At 64.2% G+C, this 15,609-nt stretch carries 15 protein-coding genes and 1 tRNA gene; 8 read left to right on the forward strand and 8 right to left on the reverse strand.

What is annotated here, in order from left to right; all coding sequences use genetic code 11:
• Positions 1 to 60 precede the first annotated feature (60 nt).
• Positions 61 to 969, forward strand: a complete 909-nt coding sequence (locus WHT83_RS08910; RefSeq protein ID WP_406874059.1) for a hypothetical protein — start codon at positions 61 to 63, stop codon at positions 967 to 969.
• 303 nt (positions 970 to 1,272) lie between these two features.
• On the opposite strand, the gene WHT83_RS08915 is transcribed toward WHT83_RS08910, so the two are convergent.
• Positions 1,273 to 1,491: a helix-turn-helix domain-containing protein gene (locus tag WHT83_RS08915; RefSeq protein ID WP_406873949.1), complete on the reverse strand. Its 219-nt coding sequence runs from the start codon at positions 1,489 to 1,491 to the stop codon at positions 1,273 to 1,275.
• Positions 1,492 to 1,606: 115 nt separating this feature from the next.
• On the opposite strand from WHT83_RS08915, the gene WHT83_RS08920 reads away from it, so the two are divergent.
• The 3 genes from WHT83_RS08920 (at position 1,607) to WHT83_RS08930 (ending at position 3,044) form a co-directional block, all read left to right on the forward strand.
• Positions 1,607 to 1,903 (forward strand): hypothetical protein, encoded by a 297-nt coding sequence (locus WHT83_RS08920; protein WP_406873565.1) that lies wholly within the window; start codon positions 1,607 to 1,609, stop codon positions 1,901 to 1,903.
• A gap of 280 nt (positions 1,904 to 2,183) precedes the next feature.
• On the forward strand, positions 2,184 to 2,432 hold the full coding sequence (locus WHT83_RS08925; RefSeq protein WP_406873566.1) for a DUF2188 domain-containing protein: 249 nt from the start codon (positions 2,184 to 2,186) through the stop codon (positions 2,430 to 2,432).
• A 21-nt stretch (positions 2,433 to 2,453) separates the two neighbouring features.
• The gene (locus tag WHT83_RS08930; RefSeq protein ID WP_406873567.1) at positions 2,454 to 3,044 is read left to right on the forward strand and encodes a hypothetical protein; all 591 of its coding nucleotides are present in this window, start codon (positions 2,454 to 2,456) and stop codon (positions 3,042 to 3,044) included.
• A gap of 19 nt (positions 3,045 to 3,063) precedes the next feature.
• Here the strand turns inward: WHT83_RS08930 and WHT83_RS08935 are convergent.
• Positions 3,064 to 3,139, reverse strand: a tRNA-Thr gene (locus tag WHT83_RS08935).
• 298 nt (positions 3,140 to 3,437) lie between these two features.
• Complete coding sequence (locus tag WHT83_RS08940) at positions 3,438 to 4,394, reverse strand: NAD(P)H-dependent flavin oxidoreductase (RefSeq protein WP_406873568.1); 957 nt, start codon at positions 4,392 to 4,394, stop codon at positions 3,438 to 3,440.
• 227 nt (positions 4,395 to 4,621) lie between these two features.
• Between WHT83_RS08940 and WHT83_RS08945 the strand changes: the two genes are divergently transcribed.
• Positions 4,622 to 5,704 carry a hypothetical protein gene (locus tag WHT83_RS08945; protein ID WP_406873569.1) on the forward strand — a complete coding sequence of 361 codons (1,083 nt, stop codon included), beginning with the start codon at positions 4,622 to 4,624 and terminating at the stop codon, positions 5,702 to 5,704.
• A 13-nt stretch (positions 5,705 to 5,717) separates the two neighbouring features.
• Here the strand turns inward: WHT83_RS08945 and WHT83_RS08950 are convergent, their stop codons facing one another.
• Positions 5,718 to 7,316, reverse strand: coding sequence for a cisplatin damage response ATP-dependent DNA ligase (locus tag WHT83_RS08950; protein ID WP_406873570.1), 1,599 nt, complete (start codon positions 7,314 to 7,316; stop codon positions 5,718 to 5,720).
• A gap of 274 nt (positions 7,317 to 7,590) precedes the next feature.
• Positions 7,591 to 8,601, reverse strand: coding sequence for a ligase-associated DNA damage response exonuclease (locus WHT83_RS08955; protein WP_406873571.1), 1,011 nt, complete (start codon positions 8,599 to 8,601; stop codon positions 7,591 to 7,593).
• Positions 8,602 to 8,685: 84 nt separating this feature from the next.
• Between WHT83_RS08955 and WHT83_RS08960 the strand changes: the two genes are divergently transcribed.
• Positions 8,686 to 9,597, forward strand: a complete 912-nt coding sequence (locus WHT83_RS08960; RefSeq protein ID WP_406873572.1) for a methyltransferase domain-containing protein — start codon at positions 8,686 to 8,688, stop codon at positions 9,595 to 9,597.
• On the opposite strand, the gene WHT83_RS08965 is transcribed toward WHT83_RS08960, so the two are convergent.
• Positions 9,594 to 9,761 (reverse strand): hypothetical protein, encoded by a 168-nt coding sequence (locus WHT83_RS08965; RefSeq protein ID WP_406873573.1) that lies wholly within the window; start codon positions 9,759 to 9,761, stop codon positions 9,594 to 9,596. The two genes, WHT83_RS08960 and WHT83_RS08965, sit on opposite strands and share 4 nt — an antisense overlap.
• 366 nt (positions 9,762 to 10,127) lie before the next feature.
• Between WHT83_RS08965 and WHT83_RS08970 the strand changes: the two genes are divergently transcribed.
• The gene (locus WHT83_RS08970; protein WP_406873574.1) at positions 10,128 to 12,740 is read left to right on the forward strand and encodes a ligase-associated DNA damage response DEXH box helicase; all 2,613 of its coding nucleotides are present in this window, start codon (positions 10,128 to 10,130) and stop codon (positions 12,738 to 12,740) included.
• Positions 12,737 to 13,450 (forward strand): ligase-associated DNA damage response endonuclease PdeM, encoded by a 714-nt coding sequence (gene pdeM, locus WHT83_RS08975; RefSeq protein ID WP_406873575.1) that lies wholly within the window; start codon positions 12,737 to 12,739, stop codon positions 13,448 to 13,450. Before WHT83_RS08970 ends, pdeM begins: the two co-directional genes overlap by 4 nt.
• A gap of 353 nt (positions 13,451 to 13,803) precedes the next feature.
• Here pdeM and WHT83_RS08980 read toward each other — a convergent pair whose 3' ends face one another.
• Positions 13,804 to 14,586, reverse strand: a complete 783-nt coding sequence (locus tag WHT83_RS08980) for a TIGR02186 family protein (RefSeq protein ID WP_406873576.1) — start codon at positions 14,584 to 14,586, stop codon at positions 13,804 to 13,806.
• Complete coding sequence (locus tag WHT83_RS08985; RefSeq protein ID WP_108609374.1) at positions 14,586 to 15,512, reverse strand: sulfite exporter TauE/SafE family protein; 927 nt, start codon at positions 15,510 to 15,512, stop codon at positions 14,586 to 14,588. The genes WHT83_RS08980 and WHT83_RS08985 overlap by 1 nt, the downstream gene beginning before the upstream one ends.
• Positions 15,513 to 15,609: the final 97 nt, after the last annotated feature.

Below are 15,609 nucleotides of genomic sequence, written 5' to 3' on the forward strand. Positions count from 1 at the left end.
TTCTCTACGATCCTGGCCGAACGGAGTTTGAGAGGGTTCCCGATTATCCCACGAAGGACGATGCCCGCGCCGTCACTACTCTCCGAAATCGTCTGCATTATCGCTACCGGCCACAAGCCGGCGATGATGTCGCAAGGCAAGTCAGACGAGGAAAACGAAAAGCGGTTGTCATCGGTGCTGATGGCCGGCGATCCCGTGATCGTCATCGACAATTGCGATCGCCCCATAGAGGGCGACTTTCTCTGTACGATGCTGACCCAGGAGAAGGTAAGGCCGCGCGTGCTCGGTCAGTCCGAGGTGCGCAACGTGCCGACAGGAAGCCTCGTGATCGCCACCGGCAACAACTTGGAACTTGCCGGCGATGTCACGCGGCGCACGCTTTTCTGCCGGATCGACACCGGCAAAGAACGACCCGACCAGATCGAGTACAGTTTCGATGCAGTAGCGGAAACCACGGAGATGCGCCCCCGAATTGTCGTCGCAGCACTTACCATCCTTCGCGCCTACATCTCGGAGGGGATGCCGTCGCCGCTCAGGAAGATTGGCTCGTTCGAGCAATGGGGGCTGATTCGCGAGGCGCTTGTGTGGCTCGATCAGCCGGACCCGGCGTTGACTCGCGAACTAGTCATGGCCGACGACCCGCACAAAGCAGTGCTGGTCGATTTCCTCACCCTCTGGCGCAACGTGTTCCAAGATCGTCAATTGAGTCTCAGCGAGGTTGCCCACATGGCCCAGGAAGAAGGTCGCGAGGGCGCGCAAGCCATCATCAATGAACTGATCGCCAACACCAACGGCAGGGTGTTCAACACCCGTAGCGCCGGGAAATTCCTGCGCAAGCATGTCGGGCGCATCGCGGGCGGCATGATGCTCAAGACCGACACCGACAGTTCCGGGATCAAGCACTACCGCGTGCTTGAGGTCGGGCAGCGAAGCGAGCGAGCTGAGGTCTCAGGCGACCCCCCGTTTTGACAGAGTCGAGCGGCAGCAGGTTTGGGCCGGTTTGCCGGGTTTTATTTTGCCGGCATGGCTGCCCAAAAACCTGCCATACCTGCTCAAACCGGGCGGCGGAGCAACGCTTCCGCCGCCCGAGCCTTTACCGCCCTCGGAGGGGCGCTAGAGCGGGCAGCAAGCGGCAGCGGTGGGTGTTTTGCCTGCTAGGCCCAAAAGGCGGCTTTAGGCGCTCTGAAGCCCCGCGCGGCGGGGTTATGTGCGGTGGCCTTGGCTGTGCGGCGCGTGAGGGTCGCGGTTGTGCGCTATTCCGTGCCCATCCGGTCAATTTGATCGGTCAGTCAGTAGGTCTGCCGTGGTGGTGCCAAGAGCCTTGGCTACTTTAGCAACCACGGTGATCGTCGGGTTCCGCACCCGTCGTTCAACGCCCGAGATATAGGTGCGGTCGATTTCGGCGCGCGCGGCAAGCTCTTCCTGGGACCAACCCAGAAGGCTTCGGGCCGCTTTGATGTTCCGGGCCAGTATCGCGCACACGTCTTCCATGCCCACGATAGGGCAGTTATGTAGACGATGAGACCACGGACTATGAGTCTCTTTTTTGCTTTCAAGTTCAAATTGTAGACTATAGGCTACATCGCATTTCACCGGGGGTGGTGCGATGTGGGATATTTTTGCTCAAGCATTTTTGTGGCTCTTGCTGATTTTCTTCGGCGGGCAGGCGCTTATCTTCGTCGGCCTCGTGCTCTGGACGATCTGGACAGACGCGATAGAGCCGAGACTGATCCCTTCCGATGATATCGCCCGCGTAGCTGACGACATCATCGCCAGCTACCCCGACCCGGAGCTTGAGGCTTTCGCCCGTCATCAGCGCGCGTGGTACGACAGCGACGGCGCGAAGCAGACCTATTGGTATCGGGTGCGGAAGGCCGTCAGGCGGCGACTGGAGGGGCGCTGAGGCGCGACAGTCGAACAGAGGACCGTGACCACCGCCAGCGGCTTTGCAGCGAACTTCGTGCTCGCCCGCCTCGCTGAAGTCGCTCCCCCCTCCGGTTGGTCAAATCCGCGGAGGCAACCCAAATTGGCGGGTTGCCAGCTTTCAGCCGCTTTGTACTGACTGACAGTATTACGCGAAAGATATTCATCCGCGCGCCCCCAAGTGGAAGTCGTACGACTCCAATCTTTTGCCGAATCGATATAAGTTCTCTTTATGTTCAATATGGCAGGAGCCAGTTGCTATGAGCAAAGACCGAGACCGTATGGTTTATCGTCGCCCTGACGGAACGTGGGCCAATGAACGCAATGATGCCAGTAGAGCATCCAGTGTTCATGACACGCAGAAAGCGGCGCTTGAGGCCGCGAAATCAATGCTTGAAAAGCAGGGTGGTGGCGAGCTGACCACCAAGGGTGTCGACGGCAAGATCCGGAGTAAGGACACCATCGCACCAGGCAATGATTCGAATCCGCCGCGCGACAAGGAACACTGATTCTAGAGCGGCGAGGTAGTCATGCCCGTAGTCATGCATTTTGCGACGTTCCTGAAACTCCTGACCCTGAGCACGGGAGACAAGATTCGTGATCTCGAACGTTACGCAAAGCCAGGCGGGTTTGATTTCTATCGACCCTCGCGGGATGGTGTAGTCCAGCACTGCGCGCACGGCAGGACAAAAGATCGAGTGCTTGATGACATTGAGGCCTCATCCACAGTGAACTCCCTTGAAAGAAATAAAGAGGTATTCGAGCAGGTATCGGCATGGATCGCGGATCATCCGGGACATGCAACGATGCCGAACCGCGGAGTTTGGCGATCTCCTCAGAAGAGGTTCTCGGTACATATTGAACCGGAAATCTCATATCAGTCCAAGAGCGCGCAACATGTTATCGCTGTGTATCCGCGAAAGGATGTGCGCATCAATCGCGACCAAGCTGGCGCAGGGCTGATACTGCTTAATCGTGGCTATCGGGGGTTCGGAAACGAGAAGTTTGGCATTCTCGATGCGTTCGGAAACAAGGTGCACCGAACACCGACCAACATTTCCGAGCGGTTGCTCGAGAATGAGATTGCCACCATTGAGGCTGAGCTTGCCAGAATACTTTGACGGGATTCTGGCTGGGAAGTGGTGCCGCTTAGGTGACTCGAACACCTGACCCCATCATTACGAATGATGTGCTCTACCAACTGAGCTAAAGCGGCTTAACCCTTCACACACGGCCATACTATGGCCCTACTAACTTTCACTCACCAGCCCCAACCCACTGGCTTCGAACCTCATTCTCTAGCGGACCCGCTAATTACGAATGATGTGCTCTACCAACTGAGCTAAAGCGGCTTCCAGGCTACGCGATCCCGGAGGCTCGCGCGACGTGAGTGCCTGATAACTTCATTGCGCGCCGATTTCAAGCGGCCTTTGAAGGGATTTGACAAGTGGCGAATGGACGCCGCCTGCCTTCATGCACGGACCCGGGCGCCGCGGCGGCGCAGGACGCCCGTCTCAGGCGCAGATGCGGGCCTTGGCGGCGGCGTATTCGCTGGCGAGGCGCGTGACGAGTTCGGCCGTGGGCACGACCTTGTCGACGGCGCCGATGCCCTGGCCGCAACCCCAGATGTCCTTCCAGGCCTTGTATTTGTTGTCGCCTTCGAAATCCATCTGCGTCGGGTCGGAGACGGCGAGATTGTCGGGGTCCATGCCGGCGGCGCGCACCGAGCCCTTGAGGTAGTTGCCGTGGATGCCGGTGAACAGGTTGGAGTAGACGATGTCGGCGGCCTTGGATTCGACGATCATCTGCTTGTAGGCGTCATTGGCGCGGGCCTCTTCGGTGGCGATGAAGGGCGAGCCGATATAGGCGAGGTCAGCACCCATGGCCTGGGCGGCGAGCACGGCACCGCCGTTGGCGATGGCGCCCGACAACAGCAGCGGCCCGTCGAACCACTGGCGGATTTCCTGGATCAGCGCAAACGGCGACAGCGTCCCGGCATGGCCGCCGGCGCCCGCTGCGACCGCGATCAGGCCGTCGGCGCCCATCTTGATCGCCTTGCGGGCATGGCGGTCGTGGATGATGTCGTGCAGCACGATGCCGCCATAGGAATGGACGGCCTGGTTGACCTCCTCGACCGCGCCGAGCGACGAGATGACGATCGGCACGCGGTATTTGACGCAGAGCCTGAGGTCGTGCTCGAGGCGCTTGTTGGACTTGTGGACGATCTGGTTGACGGCGAAGGGGGCTGCCGGGCGGTCGGGATTGGCGTCGTCGTGGGCGGCGAGATCCTCGGTGATCTGGGCCAGCCACTCGTCGAGCTGGGCTTCTGGCCGGGCGTTCAGCGCGGGGAACGAGCCGACGATGCCGGCCTTGCACTGCGCCAGCACCAGCGGCGGATGCGAGATGATGAACAGCGGCGCGCCGACGACCGGGACGCGCACGTTCTTCTTGAGGATTTCAGGCAGCGCCACGCGTGTCTCTCCCGGTTTTCGTTTTGACGTTTCCGTAAACGTAACTTCATATAGCAGATCGGGCGCTCCGGACAATGCACCGACTTCGACGGTTGCTGCACGCGTTTTGCCGGTCCGGAGGCACATTGCATCCAGTTTTGGCTGACAAAACGCTTTCCGTGCCGTTGATTGATGCCGCCTCTGTCGCTAACCATCTGGCAACACAGGCGCGTTGCGAGGAATATCGGTTGGATTCGATCGAAAAGGCGATCCGGAACGCTTTCGAAAAGGGCGATCCCGAGAACCGCGAATTTCGCGAAAAGGTTTACCGCGCGGCCTTCGCCGCGCTCGATCGTGCGCTCAAGACCAATCCTGCCATGACGGTCGAGGTGGCGATCAACCGCCGCAAGTCGCTCCAGGCCACGATCACCGAGATCGAATCGGAGTTCATGCCGGCTGCCCCGGCGGTTTCGGCCGGCGCGGCCCCGGCTCCGGAAGTGTCGCTCAACGGCAATGGTGCTGCGAAAGCGCCTTCCGTATCGATCGGCAGCCCGGCAACAGGCGTGACACCCGTCGTGCCCGACATCATGCCCGATGCCACCTTGCCGGGCGGGCCGCCGGTCGAGATCACCGAAAAGCGCAGCAGGGCCGAAAGGCGCGCGGCGGATCGCGCGGCGCGGCGCGCCGAAAGGCAACGGCCTTTCGCGGCGATGTTCTTGGCCGTGACGCTGCTGGCCATGGGTGGCATAGGCGCCTGGTGGGCGGTGCAGACCGACCAGTTCAAGTCGGCCGAAGAGATCGATACCTCGGTGCGCAACCCGCCCAAGACGCTCGAGAGCGAGGATTTTTCGCCGGACGGCGGACCGGCACGGCCGGGCGAGGCCGACCAGGCCCGCAACTGGATCACCGTGTTCACGCCGACCGATCCCACCGATGTCAGCGCGCCGAGCGGCACCTCGGCGGAGGTCGCCAAGGACGACACCGGCAGCTTCCTGCGCATCCGTTCGGGCAACACCGGCTCGGCCGTCAGCTTCGACGTCGGCCAGGGCGTGCTCGAACAGATCGCCGGCAAGCATGCGGTGTTCGACATCGTCGCCCGCGCCGAGGACGGCAAGGAAACGCAGATGGCCGTCGACTGCAATTTCGGCGAACTCGGCGATTGCGGCCGCAAGCGCTATATCGTCGGCTATCAGCGCGGCGAGTATCTGTTCGAGATGGACGTGCCCGACAAGGAGCCGGGCGCGGCCGGAACCATCGCCATCAACTCGGACCTCGCCAAGGAAGGCAAGGCGGTCGACATCTACGAGATCAGGGTCTCTGTGACCGAGTAGGTCGCCATCGAAGTCAGTCGAGTAGCGCCTGGAGCGTTTCGATGCGGTCGGCTTCCGCCGGCGGCTTGTCCCAGCGCAGCCGCGAGATCCTGGGAAAGCGCATGGCAACGCCCGACTTGTGGCGCGTCGAGCGGTTGAGCCCCTCGAAAGCGACTTCCAGCACCAGCCCGTTCGACTTGTCGGCGCGCACAGAGCGCACCGGGCCGAAGCGCTCGATGGTGTTGTCGCGGACGAACTTGTCGATCTGCTTGAGCTCCTCGTCGGTGAAACCGAAATAGGCCTTGCCCACCGGCACCAGTTCCTCCTGGCCTTCCGGCCCCGACCAGACGCCGAATGTATAGTCGGAGTAGAAGCTCGAGCGCTTGCCGTGACCGCGCTGGGCATACATCAACACGGCGTCGACCGTGTGCGGATCGCGCTTCCACTTGAACCACGGACCCTTGGGGCGGCCGGCGAGGTAGGCCGAATCCAGGCGTTTCAGCATCACGCCTTCGATGATCGGGTGCGGCGGGGCGCTGCGCATGCCTTCGAGCTGCTGCCAGCTTTCGAAGGCGATGATCGGCGACAGGTCGAAGCGGTCGGGGTCCAGCGTGGCGATGAAGGTTTCGAGCCGCGCGCGGCGCCCGGTGAAGGCGAGACCGCGCAGGTCTTCGCCGTTCAGCTGGAGCAGATCGTAGCAGCGCACGAAAGCAGGGTAGCGGTCCTGCATCTTGGCCGAGACGGTCTTGCGGTTGAGCCGCTGCTGCAGGTCGGAGAAGGTGCCGGTCGCCTCGCGGGGCACGCCGACCAGCAATTCGCCGTCGAGTGCCGCATCGAAATCCATCGCCGCGACCACGTCGGGGAAGGCGCCGGAGACGTCGTCGCCGGTGCGCGAATAGAGCCGGCGGATGCCGCCCTCCGAAACCGCCTGGACGCGGATGCCATCCCATTTCCACTCGGCGGCGTAGTCGGCCGGCGCGAGCTTTTCGAGATCGCCGTCACTGAGCGGGTTGGACAGCATCACCGGGCGGAATGGAGTCTTGGCAGCCTGTTCCGGCTTCGGTGCCTTGCCTTCCAGCCAGGCGAACAGTTCGGCATAGGGCGGTGTCAGCCCGTGCCACAACTCCTCGATCTCGGCGACGTCGACAGGGCCGAGGTCGGCCAGCGCCTGCTTGGCAAGCCGTGCCGAGACGCCGATGCGCAATCCGCCGGTGACCAGCTTGATGATGGCGAAGCGCGCGGATGTTTCCGCCTGGTCGAGCAGCCGGGCGAGCACGGCCGGCCCGTCGGAACGGCTGGCCGATTGCAGTTTCTCGACCACTTCGGCAAGCGTGATGTCGTGGTTGGGCCGGTTGGCGGGCGTCTCTGGCCAGACCAGCGAGACTGTTTCGGCGAGGTCGCCGACATAGTCATAGGAATAGCCGAACAGCACGGGATCCATGCGCTCGGAAACCAGCTGTCGCAGCATCGCTGGCTTGACCGAGGCGATGTCGAGATCGCCGGTGAGTGCGGCGAGCGCCAGCCCGCGGTCGGGATCCTCGACCGCGCGGAAATGGTCGGTGATGAGCTTGAGCTTGCCGTTGCGCGACGGCGTCAGCACTAGGCGGTCGAGCAGTTCGGCGAAGCGGTTCATGGGGCAGCCGACCTGGGCTGGGTGGGCGCTCTACGTTGCCCCCCTCTGTCCTGCCGGACATCTCCCCCACAAGGGGGGAGATTGGCCGTCATCTCGGCTTTCGCCAATCGCCATTGTTGCAGGACGAGGACCGGCGGCGGAACTGCCAATCTCCCCCCTTGTGGGGGAGATGTCCGGCAGGACAGAGGGGGGCGCTGTCCCGCAAGCCTGGCAGTCCTGCCGCGCCCGGCAGGCCAGAGGGAGGTGGGAAGGAATGCGATGTTCGAGGCCATCCTCAATCCCCCTCATCCTCGTAGCCGACGAGGTGCAGCGGGCGCGCGGAAATCCCGTTGAGCTCGCACCAGCGCACCAGCGCCTCCTCGCGGCCATGGGTGACCCAGACCTCGCCGGCGCCGGTTTCCTTGATCGTGTCGGTCAGCTCAATCCAGTCGGAATGGTCGGAGATGATCAGCGGCAGTTCGACGCCGCCCTGCTTGGCACGCTGGCGGATGCGCATCCAGCCGGAGGCGAAGCAGGCGAGCGGATCGGGAAAGCGCCGTGCCCAGCGGTCGGCGAAGGCCGACGACGGCGCAATGACGATGGCGCCGGCAAAGTCGCTTTTGTCGCCGTCCTCGACGGTCGCGGGCTGCAACTCGCCAAGGTCGACGCCCTGGTGCTGGTAATACTCGCTGAGTCTGGCAATGGCGCCGTGGATGTAGATCGGCTTGTCGTAGCCCTGGTCGCGCAACAGGCGCATGACGCGCTGCGCCTTGCCGAGCGCATAGGCGCCGACGAGATGCGCGCGCTCGGGAAACTGCTGCACGGACTTCAGCAGCTTGCCGATCTCGTGTGCGGCATCGGGATGGCGGAACACCGGCAGCGCGAAGGTGGCCTCTGATATGAATACATCGCATGGCACCACCTCGAAGGCGGCACAAGTAGGGTCGCTGGCGCGCTTGTAGTCGCCCGAGGCGACGATGCGAAGGCCGTTGTGCTGGACCGATATCTGGGCCGAGCCCAGCACGTGGCCGGCAGGGTGGAACGACACGGTGACGTCGCCGACTTTGATCTTGTCGCCCAGCGCCACCGCCTGGGTGCTGCCGGCAAAGCCCGGTCCGCAGCGGATCGCCATGATGTCGAGCGTCTCGCGCGTTGCCAGCACCTTGGCATGGCCGGGCCGGGCATGGTCGGAATGGCCGTGGGTGATGAGCGCGCGCTCGACCGGGCGCACGGGGTCGATGTAGAAATCGCCGGGCGGGCAATAGAGCCCTTCGGGGCGCGGATGGAGCAGGTCGCGGGCACGCATCTTTGCAAGATAGGCATTTGCCGCTTGCGTGGAAGGCCGCTTTGGCAGTAATGCGCGCCACTCTCCTCATTCTGGATACCGCGCTTGACGCCGTTGCAGCTCTCTTCCAACGACCTGCTTGCCGACCGGCGGGCGGACTATGCCGAAATGCTGTTCGCCTCGGGCGACCACGCTGCTGCCGCCGAACTGATGCTCGGCGCGCTCGAACTGGCGCCGAACTGGGCGATGGGCTGGTTCCGCGCGGGCGAAATGCACGAGGCTGCTGGGCAGATGGAAGCCGCGGCCGAGGCCTGGCGCATGTCGCTGAAGCTCGAGCCGGCTGATAGGCCGGGCGCGGCGCTGAAGCTGCAACTGGTCGGTGCGGCTCCCGCTGCCGACAGCCCGCCGAGCGCCTTCGTCGAGACGCTGTTCGACCAGTATGCCGACAAGTTCGATTACGCACTGGTCGAGACGTTGCATTACCGCGTGCCGGAACTGCTGACGGCGGCCATCGGTGCGACCCGGCGCAACGCGTTTGCGCATGCGGTCGATCTCGGCTGCGGCACCGGACTGATGGGCGTCAAGCTGCGGCCGGTGGCGAAGCGTCTCGATGGCTACGACATCTCGGCCGAGATGCTGCGCAAGGCGCGCGACAAGGGCGTTTATGACCAGCTGATCAAGGCCGACCTGCAGGAACCGGAATTTGCGGGCGAGGCGGCAGACCTGGTCACCGCCGCCGACGTGTTCATGTATCTCGGTGCGCTCGATAGAGTGTTTTCAAGCGTCATGAAGATGCTGGTGCCGGGCGGCATCTTTGCCTTTTCGGTCGAGCTCTTTTCGGGCGTCGAGCCGTTCGAGCTTCAGGCCTCGCGCCGCTACGCCCATTCCGAAGCCTATGTGCACGGGCTGATCGCCGCTGCCGGCCTGAAGCTGGTTTCGCTGGAGCGCGCCGTAATCCGCCAGGACCGCCGCGAGCCGGTCGAGGGCCTGATCGTGGTGACGGAGTGGGCGGCCTAGCGCCCCTTCGGGCTGCCGAGCATGCCGCGCGAGCGTAGCGGCTTTTCGGCCGGCTTGGCCGTGATGCCCACCTGCTTCTGTACGGTCTCCAGTTGCGCCTGAAGCTCGTGGACGAGTTTTTCGAGGTTGGCGATGCGGGCTTCGTGGGAGGCTGTGTCGGTCATTCGGGCGGCTCTCAGTTTGGGCTGTCCATCTGATACCGCAGTGCTTGGGATGCAAGTCTGTTGCGTCTGCCGGCCATCTCCCCCTCAAGGGAGGAGATCAGTCTCGTCGCCGGCAGTGCCCATCTTCTGAGAGGTTGCAAGGCGCAAACAGCTACGTTGGCGACTGGCTGCGGCGGCGATGAAGGCCTGATCTCCCTCCTTGTGGGGGAGATGGCCGGCAGGCCAGAGGGGGGCGCGAAGGAATGGGACCTTCGGTATTTTGTTGATCCCTTTTTGTTCCAGATTCCACTTGGCGTTCCAACGCGCCCGCGCTAGGTCTGGGGCGTGACGAGCCAAGCGCGACTGGAGCCGAATTCGACTGCCGCCATGTTGCCGGAACCATTCGTGCGATGGTTCGCCGAACGCGGCTGGTCGCCACGTGCGCATCAGCTCGATTTGCTGGCCGCGGCCCAGCAGGGCCATTCGGTGCTGCTGATCGCCCCGACCGGTGCCGGCAAGACGCTGGCCGGTTTCCTGCCGGCGCTGACCGACCTGGCGGTCAGGCCGAAGAAGCGGCCGGGCACGGCACATCGCGGCGTGCACACGCTCTACATCTCGCCGCTCAAGGCGCTGGCCGTCGACATCGAGCGCAATCTCGGCAAGCCGGTCGATGAAATGAGCCTGCCGATTTCGATGGAGACGCGCACCGGCGACACGCCGCAGCACAAGCGCACCCGCCAGAAGCTGTCGCCGCCCGACATATTGCTGACCACGCCCGAGCAACTGGCGCTGCTGATCGCCTCGCCAGATGCCGAGCGCTTCTTTTCCGACCTGCGCTACATCGTGCTCGACGAGCTGCACTCGCTGGTGACCTCCAAGCGCGGCCACCTGCTGTCGCTCGGGCTGGCGCGGCTGCGTGCTTTCGTGCCCGACCTTCAGGCGATCGGCCTGTCGGCGACGGTGGCCGAACCGGACGAGCTGCGCCGCTGGCTGGTGAGGCAGGGCTCTTCACCCTCCCCCTTGTGGGGAGGGTCGCCCGAAGGGCGGGGTGGGGGTGACGGTCTCGCCTCTACCCCCACTCCGACGCTGCGCGTCGACCCTCCCCACAAGGGGGAGGGTACAAACAACATGGCCGAGCTGATCACGGTGTCGGGCGGCGCCAAGCCCGAGATATTGATCCTCGATTCCGAGGAACACGTGCCGTGGTCGGGGCATTCGGCGCGCTATGCCATTCCAGATGTCTATGAAGCGATCCGCAAGCACAGGACGACGCTGCTCTTCGTCAACACCCGCAGCCAGGCGGAGCTGTTGTTCCAGGAGCTGTGGCGGGTCAACGACGACAATTTGCCGATCGCACTACATCACGGCTCGCTCGATGTCGGTCAGCGCCGCAAGGTCGAGAAGGCGATGGCCGACAACGTGCTGCGCGCCGTCGTCGCCACCTCGACGCTCGACCTCGGCATCGACTGGGGCGATGTCGATCTCGTCATCCATGTCGGCGCGCCCAAGGGTGCGAGCCGGCTGGCCCAGCGCATCGGCCGTGCCAACCACCGGATGGACGAGCCGAGCCGGGCGATCCTGGTGCCGGCCAACCGCTTCGAGGTGCTGGAGTGCCGGGCAGCACTGGAGGCCAACTATCTCGGCGCGCAGGACACCCCGCCGCTGATCGAGGGCGCGCTCGACGTGCTGGCCCAGCATGTGCTGGGTTGCGCCTGCGGTGCAGCCTTCGACGCGGACGAACTCTATGACGAGGTGAGGGGGGCCGCGCCCTATACCGGGCTCGACCGCGAAAGCTTCGACCGCGTCGTCGACTTCGTCGCCACCGGCGGCTACGCGCTGCGCAGCTACGAGCGCTATGCGCGCATCCGCAAGACCAAGGACGGCAAGTGGCGGGTGTCGCATCCGCGCATCGCCCAGCAATACAGACTCAACGTCGGCACCATCATCGAGGCGCCGATGCTCAACGTCCGCTACACCCGCGCCAAGGGCAAGTCGGGGGCGGGCAGCGCCCAGTCGCTCGCCTTGCGCGGCGGGCCGGTGCTCGGCAAGATCGAGGAGTATTTCGTCGAGACGTTGTCGATCGGTGACATGTTCATCTTCGCCGGCAAGGTGCTGCGCTTCGAGGGCATCCGCGAAAACGAGTGCTACGTCTCGACGGGGGGCGGCGGCAACGTGCTGGTGCCGTCCTATGCCGGCGGCAAGTTTCCGCTCTCGACCTATCTCGCCGAGCAGGTGCGCGGCATGCTGGCCGACCCCGCGCGCTGGACGGCGCTGCCCGACCAGGTGTCGGACTGGCTGCGCATGCAGCAGATGAAGTCGATCCTGCCCAGGCGTGAGGACCTGCTGGTCGAGACCTTTCCGCGCGGCGAACGCTTCTACATGGTCGCCTATCCTTTCGAGGGCCGGCTGGCGCACCAGACGCTCGGCATGCTGTTGACGCGCAGGCTGGAGCGCATGGGCGCGCGACCGCTGGGTTTCGTCGCCACAGATTATTCGCTGGCGGTCTGGGCGCTGGGCGATCTCGGTCGCATGTTCAAGGCGAAGATCCCGTCGCTGGCGGAACTGTTCGATGAGGACATGCTCGGCGATGACCTTGAGGCCTGGCTCGCCGACAGCTGGCTGCTCAAGCGCACATTCCGCAATTGCGCGGTCATAGCGGGCCTTATCGAGAGGCGCTTTCCCGGGCAGGAAAAGAACGGCCGGCAGGTGACGGTTTCGGCCGACCTCATCTACGACGTCTTGCGCAGCCATGAGCCCGACCACATCCTGCTCAAGGCGACGCGTGCGGATGCCGCCAGCGGGCTGCTCGATGTCAGGAGACTGGCGGAGATGCTCTCGCGCATCCGCGGCCGAATCGTCCATAAGATGCTCGACCAGATTTCCCCGCTGGCGGTGCCCGTCATGCTGGAAATTGGCCGGGAACCGGTCAACGGCGAGGCCAACGACACGCTGCTGATGGAGGCAGCCGACCTGATCGAAGAGGCGATGGGAAGCGCATGAACATAGCCGCGCGCGAACTGACCAGGGCCGGCTGCGAGGCGATCGCGGTGGCCGGCATGCGCGCCGCCTGTGACCGGCGCGGGGTGCTGCACTTCCCCGAACTCGATCTGCTCGTCGTCTCCGACCTGCATCTGGAGAAGGGCTCGTCCCATGCCCGCCGCGGCCGTCTGATCCCGCCCTATGACACGGCGGCGACGCTGTCGCGCCTTGCCGAGGTGGTCGAGGACTACCAGCCGCGCATCATCGTCAGCCTCGGCGACAGCTTCCATGACGGCGAGGGCGCCGCGCGTTTGCCCGAGCCGTTTCGCGTGAGCCTGATGGCGATGATGGCGGGGCGGAACTGGTTCTGGATCGCGGGTAACCACGATCCCGATGCACCGGCGGATTTGCCGGGCGAGACGGTCGAGGAGCTGGCGGTCGGCGGGCTGGTGTTCCGCCACGAGCCGTCGAAGGGCCATGCCGAGGGCGAGATCGCAGGGCACCTGCATCCTTGCGCCAGGATCGTCCAGCGTGGCCGTTCGGTGCGGCGGCGCTGCTTTGCCAGCGACGGCGCGCGGCTGATCATGCCCGCCTTCGGCGCCTTCACCGGTTCGCTCAACGTGCTCGACCGGGCGTACAAGGGCATGTTCCGCGATGGTGCGCCCACCGCGTATATGATCGGCACGAGTCGCGTTTATCCGATTGCCGGGTCGTTGCTGAGGCCGGGGTAGTCTCTGCTGAGCATTGGCTGATTGACGGCCCACCCTCCAGCTTTCGCCAAATCCTGCACCCGCCGGCATCGTCACCGTCACGGCATGGATTCCCGACACTCTCCGCTCGTTTCACTCGCTCACGAGGTCGGGAATGACGGAGTGAGGGTGCCGCCTCTCTTGATCATCGGCGTTGGCGCTTGGCGGAAACGTTGTTTGGCTGGCGGAAGTGGCCAATGAAGCTCGTCATTCCCGACTTCGCGAGCGAGTGAAACGAGTGGAGAGTGTCGGGAATCCATGCCGTGACAGTAGCGACATCAGTGACGGTGCAGGATCTTGCGTCTCCGGGGGGAGAGCGGTGCCTTCGGCCCCCCTCAGTCCTTCCTGAAGATGATCCGTCCGAGCCAGCCGGTGAGCATGGCGAGCCCGATGGCAAAGAGGCCGTAGCCGAAGCCGTGGTCGGTGGCAAAACGGAAGATGGTCTGCTCGAAGCCCGACTTGACGATGGCGAGCTGGGCCGAGGTTTCCTTGATGAAGATGCCGTTGCGGAACAGGAAGGCGCGCGCCTTGTGGGTGCCGACCGGCACGTTGGGGGCGAGGTGCAGCGTGGCGCGGAACAGGCTCTGCGACAGGAACTGCACGCCGCCGATATTGTCCGAGTAGAGACCGATCGCCTGCTTGCGATCGCGCAGCGCCTCGGTGAACTCCTGGATGGTCAGCGGGCTGTCGCGCTTGTCCTCGGGCTCCATGTAGATGTTGTTGGCGCCCAGCGACAGCTGGCGGTAGTTGTTGGGATCGGTGATGTCCTGCGGCTGGCGCGTGGTCGCCACCGAATAGGACACCGGCACGTTGACGAAGGTCTCTGAGCGGGTGTTGATCCACATGCCGAGCACGCGGTCCTTGCGGCGCACGACGACCGACCGGGCCGGGCCTTCGAGCACGACATAGACGTCGTAGCGGCCTTGGCGGTTGATCAGCGGATCGGCGTTCTCGAGCGCGCCGAAGATGGTCAGGTCTGCGCCCGAGAAGTCGGCGGTGATGGCAACGCGGTCGGTCGACAGCCCGATCTGGATGCTTTCGGGATGCGCCGCGTCCTGGCCCTGTGCCGGAAGTGCGGGGGCCAGCAACAGGGCTGCAAGAAGTGCCGCCGCCCGCATCACAGCAGCCCGCTCACGCCGGTCAGCGAATAGAGGTTCTGCGGCTTGACGAACAGGTCGAAGCCGAGGCGCAGCGCAACCGCCAGCACCAGCAGCGCGAGCAGGGCGCGCAGCTGTTCGCCGCGCAGCTTCTGGCCGGCCTTGGCGCCGTACTGGGCGCCGGCAACGCCGCCGATCATCAGCACCAGCGCCAGGATGATGTCGACGGTCTGGTTGGTGGTCGAATGCACCAGCGTGGTGAAGGCCGAAACGACCACGATCTGGAACAAGGAGGTGCCGACGACGACGTTTGTCGGCACCTTGAGCAGGTAGATCAGCGCCGGCACCATGATGAAGCCGCCGCCGACGCCCATGATGGCGGAGAGGAAGCCGATGCCGGCGCCGATGCCGAGCACCGGGATGACCGAGACGAACAGCTTCGAGGTGCGGAAGCGCATCTTGAAGGGCAGGCGGTGGATCCAGTTGTGCTGGCCCGACTTCTTCAGCGCCGGCGGCACGCCGCCCTTGGTCAGGCGCAGCGCGTTGACGCTTTCGATCAGCATCAGCCCGCCGACGGTGCCGAGGAAGACGACGTAGAGCAGCGAGATGAACAGGTCGAGCTGGCCGATGGCGCGCAGCAGCGCAAAGACGAAGGCGCCGGCTGCCGAGCCGGCGATACCTCCGATCAGCAGCACCGTGCCGAGCTTGAAGTCGAGCGTGCCGCGCTTGAGATGGGCGAGCGCGCCGGAGAAGGACGAGGCGATGACCTGGTTGGCGCCGGTGGCGACCGCGATCGCGGGAGGGATGTTGTAGAAGATCAGCAGCGGCGTGATCAGGAAGCCGCCGCCGACCCCGAACATGCCCGACAGGAAGCCGACCGCCGCGCCCATCGCCAGGAGCACGAACACATTGACCGACATTTCAGCTATCGGGAGATAAATGCCCACCCGTCAGTCTCTGCAAAATGAATTATTGCCGTCGCCCATCCCTGGGAGCCAGTTGGCTACCGGGTACTTGCGCCGACATTGCGGCGAAGTCAAACTT

The sequence above is a fragment of the Aminobacter sp. P9b genome, from assembly GCF_045345995.1.
In the GTDB taxonomy this organism is placed as follows: Bacteria; Pseudomonadota; Alphaproteobacteria; order Rhizobiales; family Rhizobiaceae; genus Aminobacter; species Aminobacter niigataensis.